The sequence below is a fragment of the Breoghania corrubedonensis genome (assembly GCF_003053845.1).
Classification (GTDB): Bacteria; Pseudomonadota; Alphaproteobacteria; order Rhizobiales; family Stappiaceae; genus Breoghania; species Breoghania corrubedonensis.
This window is the reverse complement of sequence record NZ_QAYG01000005.1, coordinates 146,397-161,518: the sequence shown is the minus strand read 5'-3', so window position 1 is coordinate 161,518 and position 15,122 is coordinate 146,397. Positions and strand designations below refer to the sequence as shown.

Sequence of the window (15,122 nt, the reverse complement as noted above, 5' to 3'; positions counted from 1 at the left end):
TGCGCATTCGCCCGTGCCGGGACTTTCTCGCTAACGCTCCGGCACGAAGGGCTTTCCGAGCGCCGCCGGCGTGTTGATCAGCGACAGCCGGCGGTTGCTGGAAATCAGGACAAGGACGACGATCGTCGCGATGTAGGGCAGCGACGAGAGAAACTGCGAGGGGATGCCGCTGCCCAGCGCCTGCAGGTGCAGCTGCGAGATCCAGACCGCGCCGAAGAGATAGGCCCCGACGACCACCCGCCACGGCCGCCAGGAGCCGAAGACGACCAGCGCCAGCGCGATCCAGCCGCGCCCGGCGGTCATGTTCTCCACCCATTGCGGCGTGTAGGCGAGGCTGAGATAGGCGCCCGCCAGCCCCGAGCACGCACCGCCGAACAGGATCGCCAGATAGCGGTAGCGGACAACGGGAATGCCGAGCGCATGGGCGGAGACGTGGTTGTCGCCGATGGCGCGCAGCTTCAACCCCGTGCGCGAGACGAACAGAAACCACGTCACCGCGACGACAAGCGCGAAGGAGAGATAGACCAGCAGGTCCTGACCGAAAAAGACCGGCCCGATGAACGGAATGTCGGAAATCCCGGGAATGTCGAGCGCCGGCAGCTTGATGCCCGGCTGGCCGACGAAGGCCTCGCCCAGCATGCCGGAAAGCCCCAGCCCCAGCAGCGTCAGCGCAAGGCCCGAGGCGACCTGGTTGGCGACCAGTGTCTGGGTGACGAAGGCGAAGATCAGCGCCATGAACATGCCCGCCAGCACCGCGCAGACGATGCCCGCGTAAGGATTGCCGGTCCATTGCGCGCCCGCAAAGCCCATGACGGCGCCCATCACCATCATGCCTTCCACGCCGAGATTGAGGACGCCGGAGCGCTCCACCACCAGTTCGCCGATGGCGGCGAGCAGCAGCGGCGTGGAGGCGGTGATCACGGTCAGCAGGATGGCCTCGAACATGGTCATACCGCTTCCTCCGCCGGAACGAGGTTTTCGCGCGGCGCGTCATCCTTGCCGGCGGAACTGCGCCCCGAAACGAGGCTGATCCGGTAGAGGATCAGCGTGTCGCAGGCGAGCACGAAGAACAGCAGCATGCCCTGGAACACCCGCACGACCTTGTCGGAGATGCCCATGGTCACCTGCGCGGACTCGCCGCCGAGATAGGTCAGCGCCAGCATCAGCCCGGCGATGAGGATGCCGACCGGATTGAGCCTTCCCAGAAACGCGACGATGATCGCGGTGAAGCCGTAGCCCGGCGAGATCGAGGGCTGGAGCTGCTGCACCGTGCCCGACACCGTGGCGATACCCGCGAGCCCCGAAAAGGCACCCGACAGCAGGAAGCCGAAATAGACCATCTTTTTCCGCGAAAAGCCGGCAAACGCCCCCGCGCGCTCCGCCTGCCCCAGCACCTTGACCTCGAAGCCCTTGAGTGTGCCGCCGAGCAGGAAGGCGACGACGACGACGGCGACGAGCGCGAAGACCGCTCCCCAGTGCATCGCGCCGTTGCCGAACATCGGCGGCAGGATGGCGGCCTCTGAGAAATCGCGGGTTTCGGGGAAATTGTAGCCGCCGGGATCGCGCCAGGGGCCGCGCACCAGCCAGTCGAGGAAGAAGCCGGCGACATAGACCAGCATCAGCGAGGTCAGGATCTCGTTGGTGCCGAAGCGGGTCTTCAGAAAGGCCGGGATCGCGCCATAAAGCGCGCCGCCGATCATGCCCATGATCATCATCGCCGGCAGCACCATCCAGCCGTCCCACTGCCAGAAATAAACCGGGATGATGGAGCCGAAGATGGCGCCCATCGTGTACTGGCCTTCCGCGCCGATGTTCCAGGTGTTGGACAGGAACGCCACCGAAAGGCCGACCGCGATCAGTACCAGCGGCGTGGCCTTGGAGGCGAGTTCCTCCAGCGACCAGGCTTCCGTCAGCGGCTCGATGAAATAGGAATAGAGCGCCTTCAGCGGGTCGTAGCCCAGCACCGCGAACAGGATCGCGCCGAAGGCAACCGTCAGCGCGATGGCGATCAGCGGCGAGGCGATGGCCATCGCCTTCGAATGTTCGGGACGCTTCTTCAGCTCAAGCCGCATCGATCTGTTCCCCTGCGGTCTTTGCCGCGTCCGTGCCGCCGCCGGCGTATTTCTCGCCGGCGCCGCCCATCAGCAGGCCGATGCGCTCGCGCGTCATCTCTGCCGCCGGTTCGGGTTCCGACAGTTGCCCGCGCGAAATGACCGCGATCCGGTCGGCGATCTCGAAGATCTCGTCGAGATCCTGCGAGATGACGAGCACGGCGGAACCCGAGCGTGCCAGATCGATCAATGACTGGCGGATCAGCGCCGCGGCGCCCGCATCCACGCCCCATGTCGGCTGGTTGACGACGAGCACGCCCGGCGAGCGGTCGAGTTCGCGGCCCATGACGAATTTCTGCAGGTTGCCGCCCGAAAGCGAGCGGGCCTCGGGGTTCTCCCGGCTCATGCGCACATCGAAGGCGCCCTTGATGCGCCGCTCCATGGCGCGGGCCGCGCCGCGTGCCAGCAGGGTGAGGTTGACGAGCCCGTCGCCGGTGGAATGGCGGGTGAGCAGGATGTTGTCGGCGAGCGCCAGCCCCGGCACAGCGCCGTGGCCGAGCCGTTCCTCCGGCACGAAGGCCGCGCCTGCGCGCCGGCGCTGGGTGATCCCCATCCGGCCCGACGGCTTGCCGTCGATCTCCACCGCATCCGCCTGGCGCGCGATCGTCTCGCCGGAAATGGCGTCGAAAAGCTCGCTCTGGCCGTTGCCGGCGATGCCTGCGATCGCCACCACCTCGCCGGCGCGCACCGCCAGCCCCACATGTTGCGGCGGCACCGAGAACGGGCTTTCGGCCGGCATGGTCAGGTCGTTGAGGGCAAGACGCACAGGCCCGGTTGCGGACGCACCGTCGGCCTTCACCTGCTTGACGTCGGCCCCCACCATCATCGAGGCGAGCGAGCCGGCGGTTTCCTCTCGCGGATCGCACGAACCCACGACCTTGCCATGGCGCAGGATCGTCGCCGCCCGGCACAGCCGCTTCACCTCCTCCAGCCGGTGCGAGATGTAGAGGATCGCGCAGCCTTCGCGCGCCAGACGCTCCAGCGTCTTGAAAAGCCCGTCCGATTCCTGCGGCGTCAGAACCGAGGTCGGCTCGTCCATGATGATCAGGCGCGGATGCTGGAGGAGACAGCGCACGATCTCGATGCGCTGGCGCTGGCCGACGGAGAGATCGGCGACGCGGGAACCGGGATCGAGCGGCAGCCCGTAATCGCGCGAGACGGTCTCGATCCGATCGCACAGCGCCTTCATCGATGGCGCATCGTTGAGCGCCAGCGCGATATTCTCCGCCACCGTCAGCGCCTCGAACAACGAGAAATGCTGGAATACCATGCCGATGCCGAGCGCGCGGGCCGCGGCCGGGCTGGAAATCGCAATGGGCTTGCCGTCCCACACGATCTCGCCCTCGTTCGGCTCCAGCGCGCCGTAAAGAATCTTCACCAGCGTCGACTTGCCGGCGCCATTTTCGCCCAGAAGCGCATGGATCTCGCCGGCCCGGATGGCGAAATCGATATGATCGTTGGCGAGCAGATCGCCGAAGCGCTTGGTGATCCCGCGCGCGACCAGAAGCGCGGCACCCGCGTTCTCCCCGGCACCCGAGGGCGTCATCGTCGGCCCAGCGTCGCTCATCCTCGAAACCCCCGCCTCATACCCGTCATTCGGGCGGCTCTCGCCGGCCCGTCCCCGTCCAACCCGTTATCTGTCGCTACGCCGGCTCAGTGATGCTCCGGCCTCTTCCGTTTTTCCATCGGTCACGATACCGCGCGTACCGAATTGCCCGCCTTGCCCGTGGCAGGTTTCGTGCCAACGGCGGCGCTGTCGCGCAGCACCAGCAGTTCCGCGACGGTGGCGACCGCAATCGCCGCCGGCTCGCGCGATGTGATACCGCTTATGCCGATGGGGCACACAAGTTCAGAAATCAGATCCTGCGATATCCCCACCTTGCGCATGTGCCGTTCAAAGCGCGCGCGCTTCGTCTGGCTGCCGATCAGTCCCACATAGGCAAAACGCCCCGCCGCGATCGCGGCTTGCGTGATTTCCAGATCGATGGCGTGCGAATAGCTCATGATCAGCACGCAGGCCCCGTCCGGCGCGTGATCGAGCACGCTCGCGGGCTCCGGGACATGCCGGCAGACGACATTGCCCGGCACGGCCGCGGGAAAGGCATCGGCGCGCGGGTCGATCCAGGTGACGTCGAAGGGCAGCGGCGCCAGCGCCAGCACCATCGCCCGGCCGACATGGCCCGCACCGAAAAGATAAAGCGGCACCCGCGCCTGCCCGAACCGTTCCACCAGCACCCCGCCCTCGCCGAGCGCTGCCGCCGGCATCGCCGCGACATCGGCCTCATCCAGAATGACACGCTCCAGAACCGTGCCTTCGCCGAGGATGGCGCGGGTCGCGAACGGTCCCAGTGCCTCGCGTTCGGCCAGCGCACGTACCGTCTCCGCCCGTTCGGGGGTAAAGCGCTCGATCAGCAGGTCTGTTCGCCCGCCGCAGCATTGGCCGAGTTCGGGGCCAAGCGCGAAATTGCGCCGCACGGTCTGGGGCAGCCGGGCCCCGTCCGCCGCCTCAAGCGCCTTGCGCGCCGCCGCGATTGCCTGAAATTCCAGCTCACCGCCGCCGATTGTGCCGCGAAACGCGCCGGACGGCCGCGCCACGAGCCGCGCACCGGCCTCCCGTGGGGCGGATCCCTCGACACGGATCACCGTCACCAGCGCGGCGGCGCCCTCGCTCTCGAGCGCCTGCGCCACCTCGGCCCAGATCCCGTTCCCCCCCTGACCGCGCCTCATGGCACCCTCGCGGCTTTCACCGCATCGACGGCGGCGAGGATCGCCTCCGGCGTCGCGGGCGCATCGAGCGGCGGAATAACGCCGGGCCTCAAGCTCGCCACCGCATCGACGATGGCGCAGAAGACGGAATTCGCCAGCATCACCGGAGGCTCGCCAACCGCCTTGGAACGGTAGATCGTCGGCTCGGGATTTCCCAGGGAATTGTATAGGGATACACGGAAGTCTTCAGGAACGTCCGAAGCTGTCGGGATCTTGTAGGTTGAAGGCGCATGGGTGGTCAGGCGGCCCCTGTCGTCCCACACCAGTTCCTCGGTTGTCAGCCAGCCCATGCCTTGCACGAAGCCGCCTTCGATCTGGCCGATGTCGATGGCCGGATTGAGCGACTTTCCGACATCGTGCAGCACGTCGACACGGGTCACCCGCATTTCGCCGGTCATCGTGTCGATGATGACTTCCGAACACGCCGCGCCAAAGGCGAAATAGAGGAACGGCCGGCCGGTCGCCGTCTGGCGGTTCCAGGTGATCTTCGGCGTTGCGTAATAGCCGGTCGCGGAAAGTTGCACGCGGCTCGAAATGGCCGCCTTGGCAAGCTGGCCGAGCAGGATCGGCTCGTTGCCGATCAGCACATGCCCGTCGCGGAACACGATCTTGTCGATCGGCACGCCGTACTTGTCGGAGGCGAAGCCGACGAGCCGCTCCTTGATCGTCTCCGCCGCCCGACGCGCCGCCATGGCGTTGAGATCGGAACCGGAGGAGGCCGCCGTCGGCCCGGTATTGGGCACCTTGCCGGTGTGCGTCGCGGTGATCTTCACCTTGTCCAGCGCAATGGCGAATTCCTCCGCCACCACCTGCGCGACCTTGATGTTGAGCCCCTGCCCCATCTCCGTGCCGCCGTGGTTCAGATGAACCGAGCCGTCCTGGTAGAGATGAACCAGCGCGCCGGCCTGGTTCAGGTGCGGCAGGGTGAAGGCGATGCCGAACTTCACCGGCGTCAGCGCCAGCCCCTTCTTCAGGATGTGATTGGCGGCATTGAAGGCGCGGATCTCTTCGCGCCGCGCCCGGTAATCGCAGGTCTGCTCAAGCTCGGTGACGATAGCGTGCTGGGTCGCGAATTCCTCCACGCGCATGCCGTAGGGCGTGATATCGGCGCCTTGCGCATAGAAATTGCGCTTGCGCACGTCGAGCGGATCGAGCCCGAGCGTGATGGCGATGGCGTCGATCAGCCGTTCGGCCGCCAGCATGCCCTGCGGGCCGCCGAAACCGCGAAACGCCGTGTTGGAGACGGTATGCGTGCGCATGCGGCGCGAGGTGATCAGCGCGTCGGGATAGTAATAGCTGGAATCGGCGTGGAACATCGTGCGGTCGACAACGCCCAGCGACAGGTCCGCCGAACAGCCGCAACGCGCGGCAAACGCCATGTCGACCGCCTTGATCGCGCCGTCGGTCTCGAAGCCCACCGAATAGTCGATGCGGAAATCATGCCGTTTGCCGGTCATGATCATGTCGTCGTCACGGTCGAGCCGCAGCTTGCAGGCCTTGCCTGTCACGCGCGCGCCAAGGGCTGCGAGCGCCGCCCACTGGTTGGCCTGGCTCTCCTTGCCGCCGAAGGCCCCGCCCATGCGGCGCACCTCGATCGTCACGCCCGCTTCGATCACATCCAGCGCCTTGGCGACGATATGCTGTACCTCGCTCGGGTGCTGGGTCGAGCAATGGACGAACATGTCTCCATCCTCACCCGGCACGGCCATCGAGATCTGGCCCTCCAGATAGAAATGTTCCTGCCCGCCGATGCGCATGACACCGGAAAGCCGCCGGTTGGAGGTATCGAGCGCCGCCTCCGGCTGCCCGTTGCGGAACTGGTAGTCCGGCAGCACGGTCGCATCTTCCACCAGCGCAGCATCGACGCTGATCGTGGGTGCGTCTTCCTCGACCTTTATGCGGGCGAGCCGGGCGGCGCGGCGCGCCTCGGCGCGGCTGCGCGCGACGACGGCGAAGACCACCTGCCCCCAGAACATGATCTCCCCGTCCGCCAGGATGGGGTCGCCGCCGATGGAGGGCGAACAGTCGTTGTCGCCGGGAATGTCCTCGGCCGTCAGCACCGCGACGACGCCGGGCGCCGCCCTGACGGCATCGAGGTCCAGTGCAACGATCCGTCCGCGCGCGGCACCGCGGCACCAGCCCGGCGCCATGTGCAGCGTGCCCTCCGGCTCGGGCACGTCATCGACATATACGGCTGTGCCGCTGACGTGCTTTTCGCCGCTGTCATGTTTCAGCGCGCGACGAACCGTGGCGTAGGGAGTTGTCGGCGTTTCAGCCATATCAGACAAGGATTTCCGCCGCCTCCCTGTGTCCCTGCACCCGGGTGCGCTCAGACGGCATCCCGGCCGCCTCCACCAGCGCCTTGGCGAAGAGCGAGCGGGCGGCCTTGGCGCGGTATTCCGCGCTGGCCCGCATGTCGGAGATCGGCGCGAAGTCGCGTTCGATGGCCTTCAGCGCGCGCCCCCAGGTGCCGGGTTCGGCGAGAACAGCGCCGCCAAGGGCGGCTTCCGCACGGCGTGCGCGCCGGGGCGTCGCGGCCATGCCGCCAAAGGCGATGCGCGCATGGATGATCCGGCCGTCCTCGACCGTAAACAGAAAGGCCGCCATGACGGCCGAGATATCCTGGTCGAAGCGTTTCGAGAGCTTGTAGGCGCGGAAGACGTCGTTGGGGCCGGGCGCCGGCACGAACAGGCCGGTGACGAACTCCGCCTCGCCGCGATCCTGCCGGCCGTAGTCGATGAAGTAATCCTCAAGTGGCAGCGTGCGGGCCGTATCGCCCTTGCGCAGCTCCAGCGTGGCGCCAAGCGCGATCAGCATCGGCGGCGTGTCGCCAATCGGCGAACCATTGGCGATATTGCCGCCGACCGTACCCGAGGCCCGCACCTGCTTTGACCCGATGCGCGACCAGACCGCGCCGAGATCGGGATCGAGACGGGCGATTTCCGGCTCGACCCGCGACAGCGAGGCCGTCGCGCCAATGATCAGCCCTTCCTCGATCGGTTCCACCCGGTCGAGGAAGGCCACCCGGCCGAGCCAGATGATCTTCGGCAATTCGCGAAGCTGCTTGGTGATCCACAGTCCGACATCGGTCGCCCCGGCGACAAGCGTCGCATCCGGGTGGCGGGCGTAGAGATCGGCCAGTGAGTCAATGCTTGCGGGCGATGCGAAGAACGACCTCTCGTCGCCGATGAAGATCTCGTCGCCATCCCGCAGGCCCGACAGGATCTCGACGATCGTGTCGGCCTGACGGGAAAACTTGTCGTCGGGCTCGGCGAAGCAGACCTCCAGCGCGGCGTCGGCGATCGGCCGATACCCCGTGCAGCGGCACAGGTTGCCCGCCAGCGCCTCGTTCACCGCCTTGCGGTCTGGTGCCGCCGCGGGCTGGTGGTAGAGCGTGAACAGGCTCATGGCGATGCCGGGGGTGCAGAAGCCGCATTGCGAACCGTGATGGCGCGCCAGCGCCTCCTGCACGGGATGCAACGCGCCGCCTTCGGCCAGATCCTCGATGGTGACGACCTCGCAGCCATCCACCTGGCCCAGCAACTGGATGCAGGCATTGACCGGCTCATAGACCAGCCGTCCGTCGACAAGCCGGCCGAGCGCCACCGTGCAGGCGCCGCAATCGCCTTCGTTGCAGCCCTCCTTGGTGCCGACCTTGCGTTCGCGCAGGCGCAGATAGTCGAGCAGCGTCTCGGTGGGCGCCACGTCGAACAGCTCGATGATCTGATCCCCGCGCAGGAAGCGGATCGCTTCACGCATGCAACTCAACTCCCGCGATAGGTCGAATAACCGTAGGCCGACAGCAACAATGGCACATGATAGTGCTGGCCGGAATCGGAGACCCCGAAGCGGATCGGGATCATGTCGAGAAAGGCCGTCTCGGGCAGCTCCTGCGTCTTGCGCAGGTAATCGCCGGCAAAGAAACGCAATTCATAGGTTCCGACGCGAAAGTCCGCTCCTTCCAGAAGCGGCGCGTCGGCGCGTCCGTCGGCATTGGTCGAAAGAGCCGTCAGCCGCACCGGTTCGCCATCCAGGCACCATAGCTCGATATGCAATCCGGCCGCCGGTTTGCCCGCGGCGGTGTCGAGAACATGGGTGGTCAGGCGGCCCATCACGGCTCCTCTTGATAACGACCATTCATTGGGCATGCACCACGAGTGTGCATCACCATAGAGGCTCACAAAAGAACTTAATTCAGCACCCGGCGATGCCAAAACGGCATCGCCCTCCACCGTACCGATGCCACAGCGGACTCATCCATGATCGAAAATCATCGCCGGCGCGAGAGCAAGCCCGGATCGGGAAAACGCCGGAGGCTGCGAAGGGCCGGATTCGCCCGGCTTTCGGCGACGGCAAACGCACGTCCCGAAAGACCGCACAAAACCGCCATTATCATCGCCTGCCGGGATCAGCGGAGGAAATGCGGCATATGGTGCGCGCGGACGAGGACGTCGTCGGGAAGGAACGTCTTGTGGATAAGAGGCTGACGGCGCCCGCAAAAGCGCAACGCCAACCCCCGGATATCGCCGCAGCCCGCCCCATCGGTCCACGCCTCACGGCATGTCTCAGGGCAGCAGCACCGTCGTGCCCGTCGTGCGGCGGCCTTCAAGGTCCTGGTGGGCCTTCACGGCATCGGCAAGCGCGTAGGTCTGGTTGACCTGGATCTTCACCGCACCGCTCGCCACCACGTCGAACAGATCGTTGGCGGTGCGCTCCAGGTCGGCCCTTTGGGCGACGTAGGTGAAGAGCGTCGGCCGGGTGGCGAAGAGTGAGCCCTTCTGGCCCAGCAGCGCCAGGTTGAAATCCCTGATCGGGCCCGACGACTGGCCGAAGGACACCCACATGCCGAGCGGCTTCAGGCAGTCGAGCGAACCGGGATAGGTATCGTTGCCGACCGAATCGTAGACGACATCGCACTTCGCGCCGCCGGTGATCTCGGCCACCCGCTCCACGAAGTTCTCCTTCGTGTAATCGATAACATGCTCGTAGCCGTGGGCTCGCGCCAGCTCCGCCTTTTCCGGCGAGCCGACCGTGCCGATGACGGTGGCCCCCAGGTGCTTCGCCCACTGTCCGGCGATCAGCCCGACACCGCCGGCCGCGGCATGGAACAGCAGGGTGGTGCCCGGACCGACCTTGAACGTGTCCTTCAGCAGATAGCTCGCCGTCATGCCCTTCAGCATCATGCCGGCCGCCGTTCGACTGTCGATTTCGCCGGGAAGCTTCACCAGACGGTCGGCCGGCACGAGCCGTTCCTCCGCATAGGAGCCCAGCGGCCCGACATAGGCGACGCGGTCGCCCACCTTGACCTCGGTGACATCCGGCCCCACGGCGACGACCGTGCCGGCGCCCTCGTTGCCAGGCGTCATCGGCAGGCCGGCGGGGGCGGGATAGAGGCCTGAGCGGAAATAGGTGTCGATGAAGTTCAGGCCGATCGCCTCGTGCCGCACGCGGGCCTCCCCGGCTCCCGGCTCGCCGATCTCCACCTCTTCGAACCGCATCACTTCCGGTCCGCCGGTTTCATGCACGCGAATGGCTCGAACCATCTCAAGCTCCCTTTTGGTTTCGCCGTTGTCGGAGTGCCCCGCGCCAAACGGGATCAGCGCACCGCCTCGCGGCGTTCGCGGCGGCGCTTTGCGGCCATGACATTGAAGACCTCGACCGCGGCCGCGAACGCCATGGAGAAGTAGATGTAGCCGCGCGGGATGTGAAAGCTCAAGCCGTCGGCGACGAGCGCCACGCCGATGAGCAGCAGGAAGGCCAGCGCCAGCATCTTGGTCGTGGGGTGGCGCCGAATGAAACCGGCGATCGGGCCGGACGCCACATACATGATGACCAGGGCAACGACGACGGCGGCGATCATGATCGACAGATGCTCGGCCATGCCGATCGCGGTGATGATCGAGTCGATGGAGAAGACCATGTCGATGATCGCGATCTGAACGATGATGGACATGAACGACGCGGCCGGACGGGCCTGTCGCGCGCCCTCTTCGTCGTCCTCGCCCTGCTCGATGGTGTCGTGGATCTCCCGCGTCGCCTTGACGATCAGAAAAAGGCCGCCGGCCAGCAGGATCAGGTCGCGCCACGAGAAAGCGACATCGAACAGATCGAAAAGCGGTCGCTGCAACGTGATGATCCACGCCAGCAGAGACAGCAGCACGACACGGAAAACGAAGGCCAGCATCAGACCGATGCCGCGTGCCCTGTCGGCGGAGGCCCCTTCGAGCCGGCCGACGATCAGCGAAACGAAGATGATATTGTCGATGCCGAGGACGATCTCCATGACCGTCAGGGTGATAAGGCTGGCCCAGCCGGCCGGTTCAGTCACCCACTCGAACATTCATCACTCCGTATGGCGTGCCCGCATCTTGTCGTTGAGCTGAAACAGCGCGCCGATCACCAGCAGATAGATACTGGAGGCGGCAAGTCCAATACCGGCCAGCCCATTGGCCTGCATATTGTTGCTGGCCGCCACGAAGGCCGAGGCCAGCCAGACGACGGCGACGAGAAGCGTCAGCGGCCGCCACCGCTTGACCCGGACGGGATGGACGAAGCGCACGGGCGCGAAGGTGAGCGCGACGAAGACGAGGACGATCACCAGAGAATACGCCTGGAGAACGGGAAACGCGAAGATCACGAAGACCAGCATGTTCCACGTCACGGGGAAGCCGCGGAAACAGTTGTCGGGTAGCTTCATACCGTCATAGGCGAAATAGAGCGCGCCGGAGACGACCACCAGACCGGCGGCGATCAGATTGTACGGCGTGCTCATCAGCCCGGCCGTGGCGATGGCGAAAGCCGGCAACAACACGTAGGTCGCATAATCGATGACGAAATCGAGCGCGGCGCCCGACCAGGTCGGCAGCCTCTCGGTGACGTTGGCCGCGCGCGCCAGCGGTCCGTCGATGCCATCGACGACGAGCGCGACGCCAAGCCAGGCAAACATCATCGGCCAGTCGCCATCGGCCGCGGCGACCATGGCGAGCAGAGCCCACAACGCACCGGACGCGGTAAGGATATGAACTGCGAAGGCCAGCCAGGTGGACCTGCCTCCGGTAGCGGTTTCTTCGCGCGGCTGCGTCGCCATTTCACTTGCTTTCCGGGGATACGCGTTGGTTGCGCCGTTGCAGCAGACTGCCTCCTAACGGCAACCGGGCTTTCATTCCAGCCTTTTTGAACCAATAGGCTGTCGAAGCCATACTCTCTTGACGTGAAAGATCGTTTGATCCAGATCGGCTTCGCCTGCAAAGGCACTCCGGATAATGTCTTCGCATTGCTGGGCGCCGCCGTCGATCAAAACTTGTCGCAAAGCCGCCCATTCCAGCCGGCCCGCCCGGAAAAATTGGGCAAAACCGCGCAACAGTCGTTTACCGTGTCGCAGAATGACGCAGGGCGCACGGTCTGGCGGCCCGCGGGTGAGTCGCGCGCGCTGACCCCTCGCATGATCACGCTCTTGCCGGAACCCGACGGCTGGCCTAAGCCTTCCCCACACACAAGCTTCGAAACGAAACGGACCTCGCGGGGCGCCTTCGGGCACCTCTCCCGCGACGTCAGGAAGGATGGAGAACATGAACCAGGCGACAGCGGACAGGACGGAGATCGCCGTGGTCGGGTCCGGCCCATCAGGCATGATCGCCGCGCTCCTGCTCTCCCGTCGGGGTTTCTCCACCGTTCTCGTCGGCCCCCGGGCGAAAGCCGATCCGCGCACCACCGCGCTGCTCGATGCCTCCGTCGCCATCCTTGGCGATCTCGGCATATGGGAGGATATCGCGCCGCTGGCCGCCCCCTTGCGCCAGATGCGGCTCATCGACGACACGGGCCGCCTCGTGCGTGCGCCCGAAACCCTTTTCGACAGTGCGGAAATCGATCTCGACGCATTCGGTTACAATGTGTTGAACAACGATCTTAATTCAGTACTCGAAAAGGCCCTGGCAGCCTCCTCCGTGACGCGCATCGAGGCGCTCGCAGACGCGATCCGGCCCGGCGACGATGGCGTGGAAATCGATATCGAAGGCCGCGCGACACCGCTTCGCGTTCAGCTTCTGGTCGCCAGCGACGGCCGCTCGTCGCGGGCCCGCGACGCGGCCGGCATCGCGGTACAGCGCTGGAGCTATCCCCAATCCGCGCTCGTCGCCAATCTTTCGCACCAGCGCCCGCACGACGACACATCCACCGAATTCCATACCCCTCACGGCCCCTTCACGCTGGTGCCGCTGAAGGGCAACCGGTCGAGCCTCGTCTGGGTGGGTGAGCCGAAGGAGATCGTGGCGATGCAGGCGCTGGACGATGCGGCCTTCGCGCGCGAGGTCGAACGGCACGCCAAATCGATCCTGGGGCCGATGACGCTTGAAAGCGGCCGGCAGGTCTTCCCGCTGTCGGGCATGAAGGCGAAGACGGTGGCGGCCAACCGGATCGCGCTCGTCGGCGAAACCGCGCATGTCTTTCCGCCGATCGGCGCGCAGGGGCTCAACCTGTCGCTGCGCGATGTGGCGGATCTTGGCGACGCCTGCGAGCGCGCCCGCTCCAACGGCCAGGATATCGGCGGCGGCGCCGCCCTGTCGGCCTACGCGGCGGCGCGGCGCGGCGACATCGACACCCGCATCTTCGGTGTCGATACGCTCAACCGCACGCTTCTGGCCGACTTCCTTCCCATTCAGATGGTGCGCGGCCTCGGGCTCTATCTCGCCGGACGGGTCGGCCCCTTGCGCCGGCTCCTGATGCGCGAGGGCGTCGCCCCCTCGTTTCGGGGACGCGCCAGATCGGCATGAGGGCCGAAAGGTCCGTCTCGAAGGACGGGCCGCTTGCTCCCCTTCTGCGCCGGTCCCGTTCGGCCGCCACGCGGCCCCCTCACCTTGGCGGGATCGAGTAGGTCGCTGTGGCGTGAGCCACGATCTCGTCGCTTTCCTCGCTGGTGATCGCGCATTCCGTCACGGCCAGCCGTTTGCCGAGCTTCAGCAGACGGCAGGTGCCCAGCAGATCGCCGGGCGCCGGCTTCTTCAGGAAGTTGATGTTGAGGTTGGTCGTCACCGCCAGCGCCACCGGTCCGATATGGGCGAGAATCACCACATAGGCGGCGAGATCCGCCAGCGCCATCATCGCCGGGCCGGACACGGTGCCCCCGGGCCTGAGGTGGCGATCATGCGCGTTCAGGCGGATCACCACTTCGTTTTCACGCACCGATTCAACCGAATAGGCCGGTCCGTCGTGGTTGATTTCGGGAAACTCGCGGTCGAGGAAGCCGGAGACCTCCTCGCGGTTCATCACGGTGCCCATCGCTCCTCCCAGTGAGATTGGCATCTTTACCTATGCGTCATGGGAGACAATCTCGACCGATTTCGCAAGCGCCTTGAGAGACGACGGGACGTGATTTGCGTTATAACGCGCGAAACACGATGGAGGTGCCCATGGCCGATGCCGCGACCACGCTGCCGAGCAGCCCGCTCAAATCCTCGCTCGAAAGCGGGATCCTGCGCCTGACGCTGAACAAGCCGGAGCGCATGAACGCGCTGTCGGAAGCGATGATGGCCGCGCTCTCCTCCGCGCTGTCGAAGGCCACCGACGACGACGCGGTTCGGGTCATCGTCATCGACGCTGCGCCCGGAAAGGTCTTCTGCGCCGGCCACGACCTGAAGGAAATGACCGTCCATCGCGCCGACAGGGATCGCGGGCGCGCCTATTTCCAGGACATCCTGGGCCGCTGCTCCGCGCTGATGCAGCAGATCGTGACGCTGCCCAAGCCGGTGATTGCGGGGGTCGCCGGCGTGGCGACGGCGGCCGGCTGCCAGCTCGTCGCCTCCTGCGATCTGGCGATCGCCACCGACCGGGCGACCTTCTGCACGCCGGGGGTCAATATCGGGCTTTTCTGCTCCACGCCGATGGTGGCGCTGGCGCGCAATGTCAACCGCAAGCAGGCGATGGAGATGCTGCTCACCGGCGAGAGCATCGATGCCTCGACGGCGCGCGAATTCGGCCTGATCAACCGCATCGTGCCGTCGGAATATCTCGATACGGTCGTGATGAAATACGCCGAGATGATCGCGTCGAAATCGCCGCTGACACTGAAGATCGGCAAGGAGGCGTTCTACCGGCAGGCGGAACTGTCGCTTGAGGACGCCTACCGCTACTGCGCCGACGTGATGGTGGAGAACATGCTCGCCCGCGACGCGGAGGAAGGCATCGGCGCGTTCCTCGAAAAGCGCGCACCAGAGTGGGAGGGGCGGTAACGGGGCTGCGCTCCAGCAGGCC

General features: G+C 66.0%; 13 protein-coding genes. 2 read left to right on the top strand and 11 right to left on the bottom strand.

Going from position 1 to position 15,122, the window contains the following annotated elements; all coding sequences use genetic code 11:
* Positions 1–30 precede the first annotated feature (30 nt).
* From C8N35_RS14535 to C8N35_RS14490, 10 genes are all read right to left on the bottom strand, one after another.
* Positions 31–951 carry an ABC transporter permease gene (locus C8N35_RS14535; protein WP_107990419.1) on the bottom strand — a complete coding sequence of 307 codons (921 nt, stop codon included), beginning with the start codon at positions 949–951 and terminating at the stop codon, positions 31–33.
* Positions 948–2,072 carry an ABC transporter permease gene (locus C8N35_RS14530; RefSeq protein ID WP_107990418.1) on the bottom strand — a complete coding sequence of 375 codons (1,125 nt, stop codon included), beginning with the start codon at positions 2,070–2,072 and terminating at the stop codon, positions 948–950. The genes C8N35_RS14535 and C8N35_RS14530 overlap by 4 nt, the downstream gene beginning before the upstream one ends.
* Positions 2,062–3,678 (bottom strand): ABC transporter ATP-binding protein, encoded by a 1,617-nt coding sequence (locus tag C8N35_RS14525; protein ID WP_428977110.1) that lies wholly within the window; start codon positions 3,676–3,678, stop codon positions 2,062–2,064. The genes C8N35_RS14530 and C8N35_RS14525 overlap by 11 nt, the downstream gene beginning before the upstream one ends.
* A 122-nt stretch (positions 3,679–3,800) precedes the next feature.
* Positions 3,801–4,838 (bottom strand): xanthine dehydrogenase accessory protein XdhC, encoded by a 1,038-nt coding sequence (gene xdhC, locus C8N35_RS14520; protein WP_107990417.1) that lies wholly within the window; start codon positions 4,836–4,838, stop codon positions 3,801–3,803.
* Positions 4,835–7,156 (bottom strand): xanthine dehydrogenase molybdopterin binding subunit, encoded by a 2,322-nt coding sequence (xdhB, locus tag C8N35_RS14515; protein WP_107990416.1) that lies wholly within the window; start codon positions 7,154–7,156, stop codon positions 4,835–4,837. Before xdhB ends, xdhC begins: the two co-directional genes overlap by 4 nt.
* Before the next feature lies 1 nt (position 7,157).
* Positions 7,158–8,636: a xanthine dehydrogenase small subunit gene (xdhA, locus tag C8N35_RS14510; RefSeq protein ID WP_107990415.1), complete on the bottom strand. Its 1,479-nt coding sequence runs from the start codon at positions 8,634–8,636 to the stop codon at positions 7,158–7,160.
* 5 nt (positions 8,637–8,641) lie between these two features.
* Positions 8,642–8,989: a hydroxyisourate hydrolase gene (uraH, locus tag C8N35_RS14505; protein WP_107990414.1), complete on the bottom strand. Its 348-nt coding sequence runs from the start codon at positions 8,987–8,989 to the stop codon at positions 8,642–8,644.
* Between the two features lie 453 nt (positions 8,990–9,442).
* Positions 9,443–10,420 (bottom strand): quinone oxidoreductase family protein, encoded by a 978-nt coding sequence (locus tag C8N35_RS14500; protein ID WP_107990413.1) that lies wholly within the window; start codon positions 10,418–10,420, stop codon positions 9,443–9,445.
* Positions 10,421–10,473: 53 nt separating this feature from the next.
* The gene (locus tag C8N35_RS14495; protein WP_107990412.1) at positions 10,474–11,217 is read right to left on the bottom strand and encodes a TerC family protein; all 744 of its coding nucleotides are present in this window, start codon (positions 11,215–11,217) and stop codon (positions 10,474–10,476) included.
* A gap of 3 nt (positions 11,218–11,220) precedes the next feature.
* On the bottom strand, positions 11,221–11,964 hold the full coding sequence (locus C8N35_RS14490; protein ID WP_107990411.1) for a CDP-alcohol phosphatidyltransferase family protein: 744 nt from the start codon (positions 11,962–11,964) through the stop codon (positions 11,221–11,223).
* A gap of 481 nt (positions 11,965–12,445) precedes the next feature.
* Between C8N35_RS14490 and C8N35_RS14485 the strand changes: the two genes are divergently transcribed.
* On the top strand, positions 12,446–13,645 hold the full coding sequence (locus C8N35_RS14485) for a UbiH/UbiF family hydroxylase (protein ID WP_107990573.1): 1,200 nt from the start codon (positions 12,446–12,448) through the stop codon (positions 13,643–13,645).
* Between the two features lie 79 nt (positions 13,646–13,724).
* Here C8N35_RS14485 and C8N35_RS14480 read toward each other — a convergent pair whose 3' ends face one another.
* Positions 13,725–14,150, bottom strand: coding sequence for a PaaI family thioesterase (locus tag C8N35_RS14480; protein ID WP_107990410.1), 426 nt, complete (start codon positions 14,148–14,150; stop codon positions 13,725–13,727).
* 131 nt (positions 14,151–14,281) lie between these two features.
* Between C8N35_RS14480 and C8N35_RS14475 the strand changes: the two genes are divergently transcribed.
* Positions 14,282–15,100, top strand: coding sequence for an enoyl-CoA hydratase (locus tag C8N35_RS14475; protein WP_107990572.1), 819 nt, complete (start codon positions 14,282–14,284; stop codon positions 15,098–15,100).
* The last annotated feature ends 22 nt before the right edge of the window (positions 15,101–15,122 follow it).